The sequence below is a fragment of the Sphingomonas sp. ATCC 31555 genome (assembly GCF_000282895.1).
In the GTDB taxonomy this organism is placed as follows: Bacteria; Pseudomonadota; Alphaproteobacteria; order Sphingomonadales; family Sphingomonadaceae; genus Sphingomonas.
This window is the reverse complement of the sequence record NZ_ALBQ01000021.1, coordinates 20,733-34,174: the sequence shown is the minus strand read 5'-3', so window position 1 is coordinate 34,174 and position 13,442 is coordinate 20,733. Positions and strand designations below refer to the sequence as shown.

Here is a 13,442-nt window from a genome sequence, read left to right as displayed (position 1 = left end):
GCCTCTTCTGAGGCGCAGTGAACGCGCCCGTTTTCCGGACATTTGCATGAGCTTTGCCGATCTCGGCCTATCCGACGAACTTCTCCGCGCGGTCACCGATGCCGGCTATACCGAGCCGACTCCGATCCAGCGCCAGGCGATCCCGTCGGTGCTGATGGGCAAGGACCTGATCGGCATTGCCCAGACGGGTACGGGCAAGACGGCAGCCTTCGTACTACCGATGATCGATGTGCTCGGCGAAGGGCGCACCCGCGCGCTGATGCCGCGATCGCTGATCCTGGAGCCGACGCGCGAACTGGCGGCGCAGGTCGCCGAGAATTTCGAGAAATACGGACTCAACCACAAGCTCTCGATGGCGCTGCTGATCGGCGGCGTGCAGATGGGTGATCAGGTGAAGGCGCTGGAAAAGGGCGTCGACGTGTTGATCGCGACGCCGGGCCGGCTGATGGACCTCTATGGCCGGGGCAAGATCCTCCTGACCGGCTGCAGCCTGCTGGTCATCGACGAGGCGGATCGGATGCTCGACATGGGGTTCATCCCCGACATCGAGGAAATCTGCACCAAGCTGCCGAAGAACCGCCAGACGCTGCTGTTTTCGGCAACGATGCCACCGCCGATCAAGAAGCTGGCCGACCGCTTCCTGACCGATCCCAAGACGATCGAAGTGGCTCGCCCGGCGACCACCAACATCAATATCGCCCAGCGCATCGTCGAAGTGCCGGCCACTGCGCATGTGAAGCGCCAGGTGCTGCGCGGACTGCTGCGGCAGGACGAGGTGTCCACCGCGATCATCTTCTGCAACCGCAAGACGACGGTGCGCGATCTCAACAAGAGCTTGAAGAAGCACGGCTTCCGCTCGGCGGAAATCCATGGCGACATGGATCAGCCGGCGCGGATCGCCGAGCTGGACCGGTTCAAGAATGGCGATGTGAACATTCTGGTCGCGTCCGACGTCGCGGCGCGCGGCCTGGACGTGAAGGGCGTGAGCCACGTCTTCAACTTCGATGCGCCCTGGCACCCGGACGATTATGTCCACCGCATCGGCCGCACCGGCCGCGGCGGCGCCACCGGCATTGCTTATACGCTGGTCGCGCCCGATGACGCGGAGAACATCGCCGAAATCGAAAAGCTGACCGGCCACAAGATCGAACGGGTGCCGAGCCCGGTCGAGACCGACACGACGGAAGCCGCGCCGGCCCGCGAACGCAGCCGCAAGCGCGACACGAAAAAGCGCGAGCCCCGCCGCGAGGATGCGATTGCCGCAGAAGCCGCACCCGAGCCGCAGAAGGAAGCGTCGCCGCGTCGCCGCAAGGAAGTGCCCGCCAAGGTGCAGGCCGAAGCGCGCGCCGCTCTTCCGCCGCGCGACGATCGCCGCCGCCGCCGCGATCAGGATGACGGGCCCGACGATGGTTGGAACGGCCCGATCCCCGACTTCCTGAACTACGTCATCGAGTCGTGAGGATCGGCGCAGGCGCGCCGATCCTGGTGCGCCCCGCCTGCTGAAAGGCCGGCGCATCGTGCACCGGCCTTCCTGCCTCCAGAGTTCATCGCCTGCGTGTCGCGGGCGAGCTTCCGGGTATCACGCCGACTCCGTCGCCGTCTGCCGCTCCGCCATCAGCGCATCGTCGAGCGCCGATGCCCGCTGGTGCGCCTCCCGCGCTTCGATACGCGCGACATAGGCGAGGAACGAATCCCGCTTCGGCAACAGCCCGAACATCGTTCCCCAGCTGAGCTGCGCGCCGACATAGACGTCGGCGGCGGTGAAGCGATCGCCCGCGATATAGGCCCGCGAAAGCAACAGTTCGTCCAAAACGTCGACGACCCGATCATAGCTGCCATAACCGAACATCTGGCCCTGCTCTTCAGTGGCATGAAAGGCGGCATAGTGGTTCGTCATCGCCTGCTCCACGGGCCCCGCCCCAAAGAAGAGCCAGCGATAATAATCCGCCCGCTCTTCCGGCAGGGGCGCCAGGCCAGCTTGCGGAAACGCTTCTGCCAAATAGACGCAGATCGCCGCACACTCGGTAACGACCTTGCCGTTATGAACAAGCGCCGGCACCTTAGCCATCGGGTTGATCGCGCGATATTCCGCCGCTTTCATCGTCGTTGCATACTCGAGCACCTCGGCGCGGTAGGGCGCGCCAATCTCTTCGAGCATCCACCGGGCGATGCGGCCGCGCGACTGCGGGTTGGTATAGAGAACCAGTTCGTCTGCCATGATTCGAAGCCCCTGTTTACCCACGACGCATCGGCGTGGGAACAATAAGAGAACATGAAGCAGGACTGCGGTCAATCCGCTACAGAATGGCGAGCGTGGCGAGCAATCGATCCCATGCACGCTGGGCCTGCGCCGCGTTGTACACACGGCTGTCCGGCGGGCACCAGCCGTGCATCGCGCCCGCATAGACCTCGATCTCCGCCGGCACCTTGGCGGCGGCGAAGGCCGTGCGCAGCGCATCCTTATCGGTGGGCGCGCGAGCATCATCATTTTCGGCGATGGCGATCAGGTAGCGGCCTTGCATCTGAGGCACCAGCCGGTGGGGGCTGTCCGCCGCATCGGTGACCAGTGCAGCACCGTGGAAGCTGCCGCCGGCGCGCACCCGCCCCGGCAAGGCAGTGGCGGTGCGGAAAACGAAGGGACCGCCCATACAATAGCCGGTACTGCCCATGCCGCGCTTGGCATCTACCTCTGGCTGGGCGTCGAGAAAGGTGCCGAACGCCTTGGCATCGGCCGTGATGGCCGCCGGCGTCAGCGGCTCGCGCCACGGCATGATCATCGCCCGAACTTCCGGCTGGTCAAACGACTGGCCGGGTTTCAGGAACGGCGCCTTGGTGGAGCGGTAGAACTGGTTGACGGTCAGGACGGCGAAGCCGGATTGCGCCAGCCGATCCGCCATCTGCCGAAAGGCGGGGCGCAATCCCATGATGTCCGGCCACACCAGCACGGCAGGATGGCGGCCATGGGTGGGTGCGACGAAGTAGGCATCCGCAATGCCGTCCGGCGTCCGGATCGTGACGTCACGGCCCGTCACCGCTGCAGCATTGGCCGGGATGGGCAGCAGCGCCATCGCGCCCGCTGCAGCAGCAGCGACGCCGAAGTCGCGCCGGCTGAACCCCGCCAGATGCCGATCGTTGTCCGCTGCGGTCGTTTCGTCACACATGGCGTCCTCCTCCTGGCCGATGGCCAAGGGGGTTGTAGCGCCGGAGCGTGAAGGCGGGAAGCGGGAGCATCCGCCGCCATGCCGATCAATAAAGGAGAAAATGGCGCGCCCGGAACGATTCGAACGTCCGACCCTCAGATTCGTAGTCTGATGCTCTATCCAGCTGAGCTACGGGCGCATTGGAGGGGCGGCGCCTACCGCAAGCGGATCGGCGACGCAAGGGGGTTCTGCATCATTCTTGTAAGATGGGGCCGATGCATGCACCGCACCCCCAGATTAAGCGCGGCGAAGCGCCGGACGCGCTCGGTTCAGGCGATCGCGACACGCGGTGCCCGGCGGCGGCGCAGCGCCGCACCGGCCATCGCCACGCCAGCGATCATCATGCCCCAGGCAGCCGGCTCCGGAACCGCCGCGAAATCGAACGTCCCGCTGAACGCCGCCGGACGTGCCGTGCCGTTCTGCGTGGTGAGCGAGAGCAGATAGGTGCCGCTGCTGGCAATGTTGAACGCGTAGGGCGTACCCTTGCTCGGCGTGAAGCTCTGCCCCAGAAACGCGAGGTGGGTGAAGTTCGCCTGCGCGCTGGTGAGCGTAACCTTGAGCGTGCCGGCCGTCGCGAAGACGATTTCGAAGAGGTCGCCAGCAGTCGTCTGTGCGGCGCGACGGACGGTGAAGCCGCCGGTGGTGCCGTCGAACGAGCAGACCGGGCCGGTGGTGCAGACATAGGTCGCCGCCTGTGCGCTCCCCGCGAGAGCCATGGAGCCCGCCATCGCTGCCGCGCCCGCCAGCAGAACCTTCAAACGCTTCATATACATCTCCCGTGTTACGCCGTCGCCGATACCGTGCCGTCCGCGCGCTCTGTCCAGCGCGCCGGTGCCCCATCGGCATAGTTGCGGCGTGGGAGAATCACAGCCGTTACCAATACGGTAAAGCGGCATGCCTAACGCGCTCAAGTTCCTGTTTTATTTAGATTTACTAGATTCGCAAAGCACGTTGCTGCGTCGATTCGACACAGTAGATGGTAAACGGGCGCCGTTTTCCCGACCGGCGCAAAGGGGCACGGCCGAAACGTCCGCCATGCCCCTTTGCTGCGCGTCAGCCGCGCAGTATCGCGCCCAGCTTCGCCGCCGCCGCGACGATCTTGTCCGCTACCGCTTTCAGGTCTGCGTCCGTAAAGCTTTTCTCGCCCGGTTGCAGCGTGACCTCGACCGCCAACGACTTCTGCCCTTCCGGCACGCCCTGGCCGGTGAACAGATCGAACAGCCGCGCGTCGACGATCGTGCCCTTGTCAGCCCCCTTCACGGCGCGGACGAGATCGCCCGCCGCGAGGGTGGTCGGCACCAGGAAGGCGAAATCGCGCGTGACCGCCTGCAGCGCCGGGGGCGTGAAGGCCGGGCGGGTGAAGCCTACGGCCTTCTTTGCGGGCAGTGCGTCGAGATGGATCTCCACTGCCGCGACCGCGCCGTCGAGGTCGAATGCCTTGAGCACGCTCGGGTGCACCATGCCGAAGCTGGCGAGCACGTTCTTCGGCCCCAGCCGCAGCGTCGCCGACTGACCGGGATGGTAGGCGGCGCCCGCCTCGCCCATCACCTGGAGGTTGGCGACCGGCGCACCGGCGGCCTCCAGCAGCGCCAGCGCCTCGGCCTTGGCATCGAAGGCGGTGAAGGGCTGGGCCTTGCCGCCCTGCCATCCGCGCGCGGCCTTGGATCCGGCCAGCACGACGCCCAGCGTGAGGCGCTCCTTGTCCGCCAGATAGCGGCGGCCGACCTCGAACAGGCGGACGCTGGTCGCGCCGCGCTTGAGGTTACGCTCCGCCGCCGCGAGCAGGCCGGGCAGCAGCGAGGGGCGCATGACCTTCATGTCTTCGCTGATCGGGTTTGCGAGCGTCCAGGCGCCGCCGCCGAAGACGTCCGCCTGGGCTTCGGGGAGGAAGCTCCAGGTGATCGCTTCGTTGAGACCGCGCGCAGCGGCCGTGCGGCGCATCCGGCGCTCGAGCTTCTGCTCGGGCGTGGCGGTGGGCGTCGCGACGCCGGGGTTGCGGGGCAGCGGCGTGGACGGCACGTTATCGATGCCGGCGATGCGGATCACTTCCTCGACGATGTCGGCCGGGCCGTCCACGTCGCGGCGCCAGCTCGGCGCGGTGACGCGGAGGGCCTCGAAGCCGTCGCCGAACTCGACCGGATCCCCATTGCCGTCGAGCGGCTGGACGATGAAGCCGAGACTTTCGAGGATTTCGACCTGCTGTTCTGCGGGAATGGCGAGGCCGCCCAGTGTCTCGGCCAGCGCCGGATCATAGCCGACGACCGCGCCTACCTTGGGCGGCGTGCCGCTACGGGTGACCTCGCTCGGGGTGCCGCCGCACAGCGCCAGTACCAGCCGGGTAGCGATCGCCAGCCCCTCGTCGAGGAATTCGGGATCGACGCCGCGCTCGAAGCGGGTGCGCGCATCGCTGGTCAGCAGCAGCTTCTGGCCGGTGCGGGCAATGTGCTCGGGATCGAAATAGGCGCATTCGATCAGCACGTCTTTGGTGTCGTCCGCACAGCCCGAATGCTCGCCGCCCATGATGCCGCCAATGTCGTGCACCGCCGCATCGTCGGCGATCACGGTCATCGAGTCGGTGAGCGTGTAGGTCTTGCCGTTCAGCGCCAGCACGGTCTCCCCGTCCTTCGCCTTGCGCGCGACCAGCCCGCCCGAGAGCTTCGCCATGTCATAGACATGGAGCGGACGGCCCAGCCCGAACATCACGAAGTTGGTGATGTCGACCAGCGCCGAGATCGGTTTCTGTCCCACCGCCTTCAGTCGCTGCTGCAGCCAGTCCGGCGACGGCCCGTTCTTCACCCCGCGAACGATCTGGCCATAGAAAGCCGGGCAACCCGCCGCATCGTCGGTCCGCACGTCGGGGCCCGCACCTTGCGGTACGATCGCCGGCAGGTCTGCCACCACCGCGTCGAGCGGCTTGAGCGTGCCGAGGCCTGCCGCGGCGAGATCGCGGGCGATGCCGCGCACGCCCATGCAATCCTGGCGGTTCGGCGTGATCGACACGTCGATCACCGGATCGTCGAGCCCCGCATAGTCGGCGAAGGCGGTGCCGACCGGCGCATCTTCCGGCAGCTCGATGATGCCGTCATGGTCCTCGCCGAGCTCCAGCTCGCGGGTCGAGCACATCATGCCGTTCGATTCGATGCCGCGCACCGCCGCGACCTTGAGCGTCATGCCGTTGGCCGGCACCACCGCGCCGGGAAGCCCCAGCACACCGACCAGCCCGGCACGCGCGTTCGGCGCACCGCAGACGACCTGCAATGGGCCTTCGCCGAAATCGACGCTCAGCACCTGCAGCTTGTCCGCCTGCGGGTGCCGCTCGGCGGTCAGCACGCGGGCGACACGGAAGCCGGTCAGCCGCTCGGCGGGGTTCTCGACGCCCTCAACCTCAAGGCCGATACGGGTCAGCGCCTCGAGGATCTCGGTCAGCGAGGCTTCGGTCTCCAGATGCTCCTTGAGCCAGCTCAGGGTGAACTTCATGCGCCGACTCCTCCGCTCAGCGTGGGCACGTCGAGCGCCGAGAAGCCGTAATGCTTGAGCCAGCGCAGATCGCCGTCGAAGAAGGGGCGCAAATCGTCCATCCCGTATTTGAGCATCGCCAGCCGGTCGACGCCGGTGCCGAAGGCGAAGCCCTGCCATTCATCGGGATCGAGCCCGCAGGCCTCGATCACCCGCCGGTGCACCATGCCGCTGCCCAGCACTTCCATCCAGCCGCCGCCGGGCGCGTCGCCGCTGCCGCCGATCACGCGCTTGCCGTCCTTCCAGGTGAAGCCGACATCGACTTCGGCCGAAGGCTCGGTGAAGGGGAAATAGCTGGGGCGCAGGCGCAGCACGATGTCGTCGCGCTCGAAGAAGGCCTTGAGGAAGGTCTCCAGCGTCCATTTGAGGTGGCCGAGCGTGATGCCCTTGTCGATCACCAGGCCTTCGATCTGGTGGAACATCGGCGTATGCGTCGCATCCGAATCCGAACGATAGACGCGGCCGGGCGCTATGATGCGGATCGGCGGCTTCTGGCTGGTCATGGTGCGGATCTGCACGGGGCTTGTGTGCGTGCGCAGCACCATCGGCCGCTCATGTTCGCCGGCGATATAGAAGGTGTCGTGCATCGCACGTGCCGGATGCGTCTCCGGGATGTTGAGCGCGGTGAAATTGTGCCAGTCGTCCTCGACCTCGGGGCCGGTGGCGACCGCGAAGCCCAGATCGGCGAAGATCTCGGCCAGCTCGTCCATCACCTGGCTTACCGGGTGGACCGAGCCCGGCGCGACGCCGTCGACCGGCAGCGTCATGTCCACCGTTTCGCTGGCGAGGCGCGCGTCGAGCGCGGCCTGTTCCATCGCCGCCTTGGCGGTGGCGAGCGCCTCCGTCACGGCTTCGCGCAGGCCGTGGATGCGCGGCCCCTGTTCCTGCCGCTCCTCGGGGCTCAGCTTGCCGAGCGTCTTGAGCAGGCCGGTGATCGCGCCCTGCTTGCCGAGCGCCTGGACGCGCACCGCCTCCAGCGCATCGAGCGCGGTGGCAGCATCGATCGCGGCAAGCAGCTCGCCGCGCAGGGTATCGAGATCGGTGGTCATCGTTTTCCGTTCACTGTGCGAGGTGGCTGGAACCCCAGACGGGCTCGCAGGTCAAGGTATTTGCGGGCACGCTACACCCGGCTGCCGAACAGCGCCGCGCCGAACGCCACGAACACGCCGCCCGTCACCCGGTTGAACATCCGCTGCCGGCGCGCAGGCGCCAGCCATGCCGCGAGCGAGCGGCCGCCCAGCGCATAGACCGAGAACCAGAAGGCCTCGATCACCGCAAAGGTGGCAATGAGGATCGCCAGCTGCGGCAGGAACGGGTGGCCGACGTCCAGGAACTGCGGGAACAGCGCGGCGGCGAAGACGATCAGCTTGGGGTTGGACAGCCCCGTGCCGAGCCCGGTGAGATAGCGCGCGCGAACCGACTGCCGCGCCGGCACCGGCGCATCGGCATGCGCCCCCGCCACCGGCGCACGCCAGGCCTTGATGCCCAGCCATACGAGATAGGCGACCCCCGCATAGCGCAGCGCGTCGTACAGTCCCGGCGATGCCTTGAGCAACGCCCCAAGCCCCGCCGCCGAGGCGCCCAGGCAGAACATGTTCGCGCTCATCAGCCCGGCGGTGGTCGGCAGCACGCTGCGTGCGCCCTCGCGGATGCTCTGCACCATCACGTGGAGCATGTTCGGCCCCGGCGTCATCGACACGAAAAACACGGCGGTGACATAGAGCCACCAGGTCTTCATCGCCACGGGATCGTCTCCCCCGGTTGGAATGAAAAAGGGCGCCGAAGCCGCAGCCTCGACGCCCCTTGTTCAGCTTGCGCGCAGGTCCGCTCAGGCGGCCTGGGGCAGAGCCGCCTTCGCCTGCGCGATGATGGCCGTAAAGGCTTCACCCTCGTGCATCGCGATGTCGGCCAGGACCTTCCGGTCGAGTTCGATACCCGCCAGCTTCAGGCCGTGCATGAACTGCGAATAGGTCAGGCCTTCGGCGCGCACACCGGCGTTGATGCGCTGGATCCACAGGGCGCGGAAGCTGCGCTTCTTTACCTTGCGGTCGCGATAGGCGTACTGGCCGGCCTTTTCGACGGCCTGGCGCGCGATGCGGATGGTGTTCTTGCGACGGCCATAATAGCCCTTCGCCTGATCCAAAATCCGCTTATGCTTCGCCTTGGTGGTCGTACCACGCTTTACTCGTGCCATGTGTCAGGCCCTCCTTACTTCAGGCCGTACGGCGCCCACGCGACAACGCGTGCGACGTCGGCGTCGGCGAGCACAGAGGTGCCGCGGTTCTGGCGGATATACTTTGCATTGTGGCTGATCAGGCGGTGACGCTTGCCAGCGACGCCGTGCTTGATCTTGCCGGTCGCGGTGAACTTGAAGCGCTTCTTCACACCGCTCTTGGTCTTGAGCTTGGGCATTTTCGTCTCCTTTTGGTTCGACGATTGCGGACAGCCGCGGCAGCCCTATTGGCCGGACGGTCCCTCGATCGCGGAAAGGCGGCCCATTAGCCGATGGATCACGGCTTTGCAACCACCCGGGAACCCCGCGCGAGGCCGGGATTTTGACAGTCATGGCTCACCTGGACGCACCGCTGCTCGCCGCCGACCAGGCACCGCCGCCCCGGCCCGTCCGCTCGATGGGCACGCCGCTCGCCGCCACGATCGCCGTCGTCACCAGCCTGATCGGGCTGGTGGTGCTGGCCTGGGCGGTGCTGTTCGTCACCAAGGGGCGGTTCCTCAAAGGCACGTTCGAATCGATCGCGAGCAGCAGCGCCCAGCGCAGGGTACGGGTGGCGGGCGATTTCCAGCTCTATTTCGCGCCCTTCAACCTGAAGTTCGTCGCCGAAGGGCTCAGCGTCGAGAACCCCGACTGGGCGGGCACCAGCCCGTTCTTCAGCGCCGCGCGCATCGATGCGCGAATCGCCACCTTCTCGCTGCTCGCCCATCAGAAGCGGTTCCAGTGGCTGGGCCTCACCGACGGGCGAATCGACCTGCAATGGGATCGCGACGGCAAGCAGAATACATGGACTTTCGGCAGCGGCGGCGGCAAGCCGCTGGAGATGCCGCTGATCCAGCGCGCGCGGATCGCGGGCACGCAGCTCCGCTATCTCGACCCCCGTCACCGGCTCGATGCGGCGATTCGCGTGGACACCGTGGCAGCCGAGGACAATCGCTTCGCCGACACGATCCGATTCGACGGCAACGGCACCGCGCGCGGCGCCCGCTTCACGCTGGCGGGGGCGCTGCTCTCCTCCAACAAGACGCTGGCGGGCGGCGAGAACCGGCTGCGCCTGCATGCCGAGGGGGTGCGCAGCCGGGTCGACATCGCCGGCACGCTGCCCGGCGCAACGGTGTTGGACGGTGCGAAGCTCCACATGAACCTGCGTGGACAGAATCTGGCCGATATCTTCATGCTCGCCGGCATCGCCGTGCCGGACACGCGCGGGTATCGGCTGACCTCGGTGGTTGCCAAGCAGGGTGACGAATGGCGCTTCACCGGCGTGAAGGGCCGTTTCGGCGACAGCGACCTTGCCGGCAAGTTCACGGTGCAGTTGCGCGAACCGCGCATGCTGGTGACGGCAGACCTTGCTACCCAGATCCTCGACATCATCGATGCGGGCCCGTTCATCGGCTATAATCCGAATGCCCTCGCAACCCAGGGTGCGCAGGCAGCGGTAACGCAGACGGCCGGCCCCCCGCGCCTCCTACCCGACGCGCCGTTGCGGACCGAGGCGCTGAAGAATTTCGATGCCCGGGTGAAGTGGCAGGTGCGGGCGGTGCGCGCTCCGAACCTACCGGTGTCGAACATCGAACTGGGCCTGGAACTCGAAGATCGCCTGCTCACGCTCAGCCCGCTGAACTTCAGCCTCGCCCGCGGCACGGTCACGTCGGACATCCGGATCGACGCTCGCCGTTCACCGGTGTTCACGCGCTATGATATTCGGCTTTCCCCTACGCCCATGGGGGTGCTGCTCGCCGGCTTCGGCGCCGATCAGTCCGGCACCACGGGCATGCTGAAGGCGCGGGTACAGATGGAAGGTACCGGCGACAGCGTGCGCCAGTCGCTGGCCAGTGCCAATGGCCGTATCGCCGTGATCATGCCCAAGGGCGAATTCTGGACGCGCAACACCGAACTGGCCGAATTCGACCTCGGCACCTTTGTCCAGAAGATGTTCGAGCGTCGGTTGAAGGAGCCGGTGCAGATCAACTGCGGACTGATCGGCTTCACGGTCCGCGACGGGGTCGCGGCGGCGGATCCGATCCTGATCGATACGCAGAAGAATGTAATGCTCGGCCGCGGCGGCTTCAGCTTCAAGAACGAGACGATCGACCTCGCCTTCCGCGCCGATTCGAAGCGGTTCAGCCTGTTCTCCGGCCAGTCCCCCGTCGGCATCGGCGGCAGCTTCGCCAAACCGTCGATCAGCGTCATCAGCCCCGAACTGCTCGCGCGTGCCGGTGGCGGCCTTGGCCTGGCACTGGTGGCGTCGCCGATCGCGGGAGTGCTGACCTTTGTCGACTTCGGCGACGCCAAGGCGACGGATTGCGGGCCGGTATTGGCGGGCGCCAGCGCAGCGAGTCAGCGCGACGCCAAGGGCCGGCCACGAGACGATGTCGGCGGCGGGACCACCGCCAAATCGGAAAGCGGCAAGGCCAATCCGGGCGAAGTGAAGCGGCAGCGCAAGAAGTTCCTCGGCATCTTCTGACCGCCCTTGCCTCCGTGCGAGAGCGCGGCGCACAGTTTGCGCCGATGCTGCGCCTGACCGTCCTTGCCCTTGCGCTTGCCGCGACGAGCGACAGCCGCCCGGTGCAGCGCACCGTCGCCGATGCCGCTGCATTCGCCGGGATGTCGGCCTTGCCGGTGCAGGCGGGGGGCCGAGTGGAGCGCAAGCTGGGCGGCTTTCGCCACCAATGGCCTGGCGTTTATTTCGAAGCCGCATTCCGCGGAGACCGCGTGTCGTTGCGCTTCGATGACGCCACCAATGCCTATCGCGCGTCCATCGACGGGAGCCCACCACAGACGATCGACCGCCCGGGCACGCGCGGTGTTACGTTCGCCGGTCTGGGCGGCGGTGCACACCGGATCCGCCTGGACAAGGTAACCGAAAGCGCGCAGCCGGCATGGTTCGGCGGCTTCTTCGTCGCGCCGGGCCGCGTGCTACCTGCACCTCCGCCACGCCGCCGCCAGATCGAGTTCATCGGCGACTCGTCGATGACCGGCTATGGCGCGCGCTCGCCCGGACGCGCCTGTTCGCCCGAACAGGTACGTGCCACCACCGATACGCCCAATGCGTTCGCTGCGCTGGCCGCACGCCATTACGGGGCGGATTATCAGGTCAATGCGGTGTCCGGCCTGGGGCTCATGCGGGGCTTGGGCGCCGGAGACCAGCGCGACGGAATGGAACGGATCTGGCCGAGGTCGATGCCCGCCGAGCCCGAACCCTATGCGGACCCGACATGGCAGCCGCAGATCGTGATGCTGAAGCTGCAGGCGGATTTCATCGGCTTCCGCCCCGACACGCGCTGGCCCAGCATGGACGCGCTGCTTGGCGACTATGCGACCCGATATGGGCGCTTCCTGGCCCGCCTCCACGCCCGCTACCCGGGTGCAGTGTTCCTCCTGTGGTGGTTCGACGGCCGCAGCGCACCGCCCGAGGAGCAGGCCCGGCTACGCGCCGCCGAAGCCCGTATCAGCGATGCCGCGCGAACGGCCGGCGCACGGGATGTACTGTTCCTGCCTTTTCCGGCCGGCGCGTTCCGGGCAACGGCGTGCCACGGCCATTATGGGCTGGAGGAGCATCGCCGCATCGCCGCCTGGCTGATCCACGAGATTGATGCGCATCCGGAATTCTGGGCGGGGCGCTAGCAGCGAAGCGCTGCCCTCCCCGCTGCCTTTCAGCAGCGCGGCTCAATGGCCCTCGCAGGCCATTGCCTCCAAAATGTCGTCGATCCGCGCCGGATCGCCGGCGGCGATCACTTCGCCCTTGCTGCCGGCGTGGAGCGGATCGCCCTGCCAATCGCACATCCGCCCGCCCGCGCCTTCGATCACCGGTACCAGCGCGGCGAAATCGTGCAGCTTCAGCCCAGCTTCGACGACGATGTCGAGCCAGCCGCTCGCGACGCAGCCATAATTGTAGCAATCGCCGCCGAGCACCGTGCTCATTACCTTGGCATCGAGATGCTCGAAGGCGTGGAGTTGCGAATCGTCGAACAGCGCCGGCGAGGTGGTGCCGAGGATCGCCTGGTTCAGTTCGCGGCAGATGCGCGTGCTGGCGGGCTTGCCGTTGAACAGCGTCTGCCGCCCGGTCACGCCGAGCCAGCGTTCGCCGATGATCGGCTGATCGATGATGCCCAACACCGGCCAGCCATCCTCCACCAAGGCAATCAGCGTGCCGAACACCGGCCGACCGGCGATGAAAGCGCGGGTGCCGTCGATCGGATCGAGTACCCATTGCCGGCCGCTCGTGCCTTCGCGGATGCCGAATTCCTCGCCAATGATCCCGTCCATCGGACGCTCTGCGATGAGCAGCTTGCGCATCGCCTCTTCGCCAGCGCGATCGGCCAGCGTGACGGGAGACTGGTCTTCCTTTGCCTCCACGCCATGCTCGGCACGGAAATAGGGGCGGATGGCGGCGCCGGCGGCATCGGCGAGGCGCGCAGCGAGGGCGATATCGTGCTGGGAAACGGGCATGTCCGTGCCCTACAAGGCCGAAATTGACTCGCCAAGGTCACAAA

12 protein-coding genes and 1 tRNA gene are annotated in these 13,442 nt (G+C 66.9%); 3 read left to right on the top strand and 10 right to left on the bottom strand.

Annotated elements, in window-relative coordinates:
• Positions 1-46: 46 nt before the first annotated feature.
• Positions 47-1,459 (top strand): DEAD/DEAH box helicase, encoded by a 1,413-nt coding sequence (locus B215_RS0111135; RefSeq protein ID WP_019369724.1) that lies wholly within the window; start codon positions 47-49, stop codon positions 1,457-1,459.
• A 120-nt stretch (positions 1,460-1,579) separates the two neighbouring features.
• Here the strand turns inward: B215_RS0111135 and B215_RS0111130 are convergent, their stop codons facing one another.
• From B215_RS0111130 to rpmI, 9 genes are all read right to left on the bottom strand, one after another.
• The gene (locus B215_RS0111130; protein WP_019369723.1) at positions 1,580-2,218 is read right to left on the bottom strand and encodes a glutathione S-transferase family protein; all 639 of its coding nucleotides are present in this window, start codon (positions 2,216-2,218) and stop codon (positions 1,580-1,582) included.
• A 79-nt stretch (positions 2,219-2,297) separates the two neighbouring features.
• Positions 2,298-3,161 carry a dienelactone hydrolase family protein gene (locus tag B215_RS0111125; protein ID WP_026009170.1) on the bottom strand — a complete coding sequence of 288 codons (864 nt, stop codon included), beginning with the start codon at positions 3,159-3,161 and terminating at the stop codon, positions 2,298-2,300.
• 101 nt (positions 3,162-3,262) lie between these two features.
• Positions 3,263-3,339 (bottom strand) — tRNA-Arg (locus B215_RS0111120).
• A gap of 130 nt (positions 3,340-3,469) precedes the next feature.
• Positions 3,470-3,967: an FxDxF family PEP-CTERM protein gene (locus B215_RS0111115; RefSeq protein WP_152997967.1), complete on the bottom strand. Its 498-nt coding sequence runs from the start codon at positions 3,965-3,967 to the stop codon at positions 3,470-3,472.
• Positions 3,968-4,253: 286 nt separating this feature from the next.
• Positions 4,254-6,677 carry a phenylalanine--tRNA ligase subunit beta gene (gene pheT / locus B215_RS0111110; RefSeq protein WP_019369720.1) on the bottom strand — a complete coding sequence of 808 codons (2,424 nt, stop codon included), beginning with the start codon at positions 6,675-6,677 and terminating at the stop codon, positions 4,254-4,256.
• The gene (gene pheS / locus B215_RS0111105) at positions 6,674-7,765 is read right to left on the bottom strand and encodes a phenylalanine--tRNA ligase subunit alpha (RefSeq protein ID WP_019369719.1); all 1,092 of its coding nucleotides are present in this window, start codon (positions 7,763-7,765) and stop codon (positions 6,674-6,676) included. The genes pheT and pheS overlap by 4 nt, the downstream gene beginning before the upstream one ends.
• Before the next feature lie 71 nt (positions 7,766-7,836).
• Positions 7,837-8,454 (bottom strand): LysE family translocator, encoded by a 618-nt coding sequence (locus B215_RS0111100; protein ID WP_019369718.1) that lies wholly within the window; start codon positions 8,452-8,454, stop codon positions 7,837-7,839.
• 90 nt (positions 8,455-8,544) lie between these two features.
• Positions 8,545-8,910, bottom strand: a complete 366-nt coding sequence (gene rplT, locus B215_RS0111095; RefSeq protein ID WP_010543146.1) for a 50S ribosomal protein L20 — start codon at positions 8,908-8,910, stop codon at positions 8,545-8,547.
• 14 nt (positions 8,911-8,924) lie between these two features.
• Positions 8,925-9,128, bottom strand: a complete 204-nt coding sequence (gene rpmI / locus B215_RS0111090; RefSeq protein WP_019369717.1) for a 50S ribosomal protein L35 — start codon at positions 9,126-9,128, stop codon at positions 8,925-8,927.
• 152 nt (positions 9,129-9,280) lie between these two features.
• On the opposite strand from rpmI, the gene B215_RS0111085 reads away from it, so the two are divergent.
• Entirely contained in the window at positions 9,281-11,413 is a 2,133-nt protein-coding gene (locus tag B215_RS0111085) for an AsmA family protein (protein ID WP_019369716.1), read from the top strand.
• Between the two features lie 44 nt (positions 11,414-11,457).
• Positions 11,458-12,573, top strand: coding sequence for a GDSL-type esterase/lipase family protein (locus B215_RS0111080; protein ID WP_019369715.1), 1,116 nt, complete (start codon positions 11,458-11,460; stop codon positions 12,571-12,573).
• Between the two features lie 42 nt (positions 12,574-12,615).
• On the opposite strand, the gene hisN is transcribed toward B215_RS0111080, so the two are convergent.
• The gene (gene hisN, locus B215_RS0111075; RefSeq protein ID WP_019369714.1) at positions 12,616-13,398 is read right to left on the bottom strand and encodes a histidinol-phosphatase; all 783 of its coding nucleotides are present in this window, start codon (positions 13,396-13,398) and stop codon (positions 12,616-12,618) included.
• Positions 13,399-13,442: the final 44 nt, after the last annotated feature.

What these genes read in the sequence shown, in the direction of transcription:
- B215_RS0111135 (WP_019369724.1), top strand. Translation starts at nt 47, where the DNA reads ATGAGCTTTGCCGATCTCGGCCTATCCGACGAACTTCTCCGCGCGGTC.
- B215_RS0111130 (WP_019369723.1), bottom strand. Translation starts at nt 2,218, where the DNA reads ATGGCAGACGAACTGGTTCTCTATACCAACCCGCAGTCGCGCGGCCGC.
- B215_RS0111125 (WP_026009170.1), bottom strand. Translation starts at nt 3,161, where the DNA reads ATGTGTGACGAAACGACCGCAGCGGACAACGATCGGCATCTGGCGGGG.
- B215_RS0111115 (WP_152997967.1), bottom strand. Translation starts at nt 3,967, where the DNA reads ATGAAGCGTTTGAAGGTTCTGCTGGCGGGCGCGGCAGCGATGGCGGGC.
- pheT (WP_019369720.1), bottom strand. Translation starts at nt 6,677, where the DNA reads ATGAAGTTCACCCTGAGCTGGCTCAAGGAGCATCTGGAGACCGAAGCC.
- pheS (WP_019369719.1), bottom strand. Translation starts at nt 7,765, where the DNA reads ATGACCACCGATCTCGATACCCTGCGCGGCGAGCTGCTTGCCGCGATC.
- B215_RS0111100 (WP_019369718.1), bottom strand. Translation starts at nt 8,454, where the DNA reads ATGAAGACCTGGTGGCTCTATGTCACCGCCGTGTTTTTCGTGTCGATG.
- rplT (WP_010543146.1), bottom strand. Translation starts at nt 8,910, where the DNA reads ATGGCACGAGTAAAGCGTGGTACGACCACCAAGGCGAAGCATAAGCGG.
- rpmI (WP_019369717.1), bottom strand. Translation starts at nt 9,128, where the DNA reads ATGCCCAAGCTCAAGACCAAGAGCGGTGTGAAGAAGCGCTTCAAGTTC.
- B215_RS0111085 (WP_019369716.1), top strand. Translation starts at nt 9,281, where the DNA reads ATGGCTCACCTGGACGCACCGCTGCTCGCCGCCGACCAGGCACCGCCG.
- B215_RS0111080 (WP_019369715.1), top strand. Translation starts at nt 11,458, where the DNA reads ATGCTGCGCCTGACCGTCCTTGCCCTTGCGCTTGCCGCGACGAGCGAC.
- hisN (WP_019369714.1), bottom strand. Translation starts at nt 13,398, where the DNA reads ATGCCCGTTTCCCAGCACGATATCGCCCTCGCTGCGCGCCTCGCCGAT.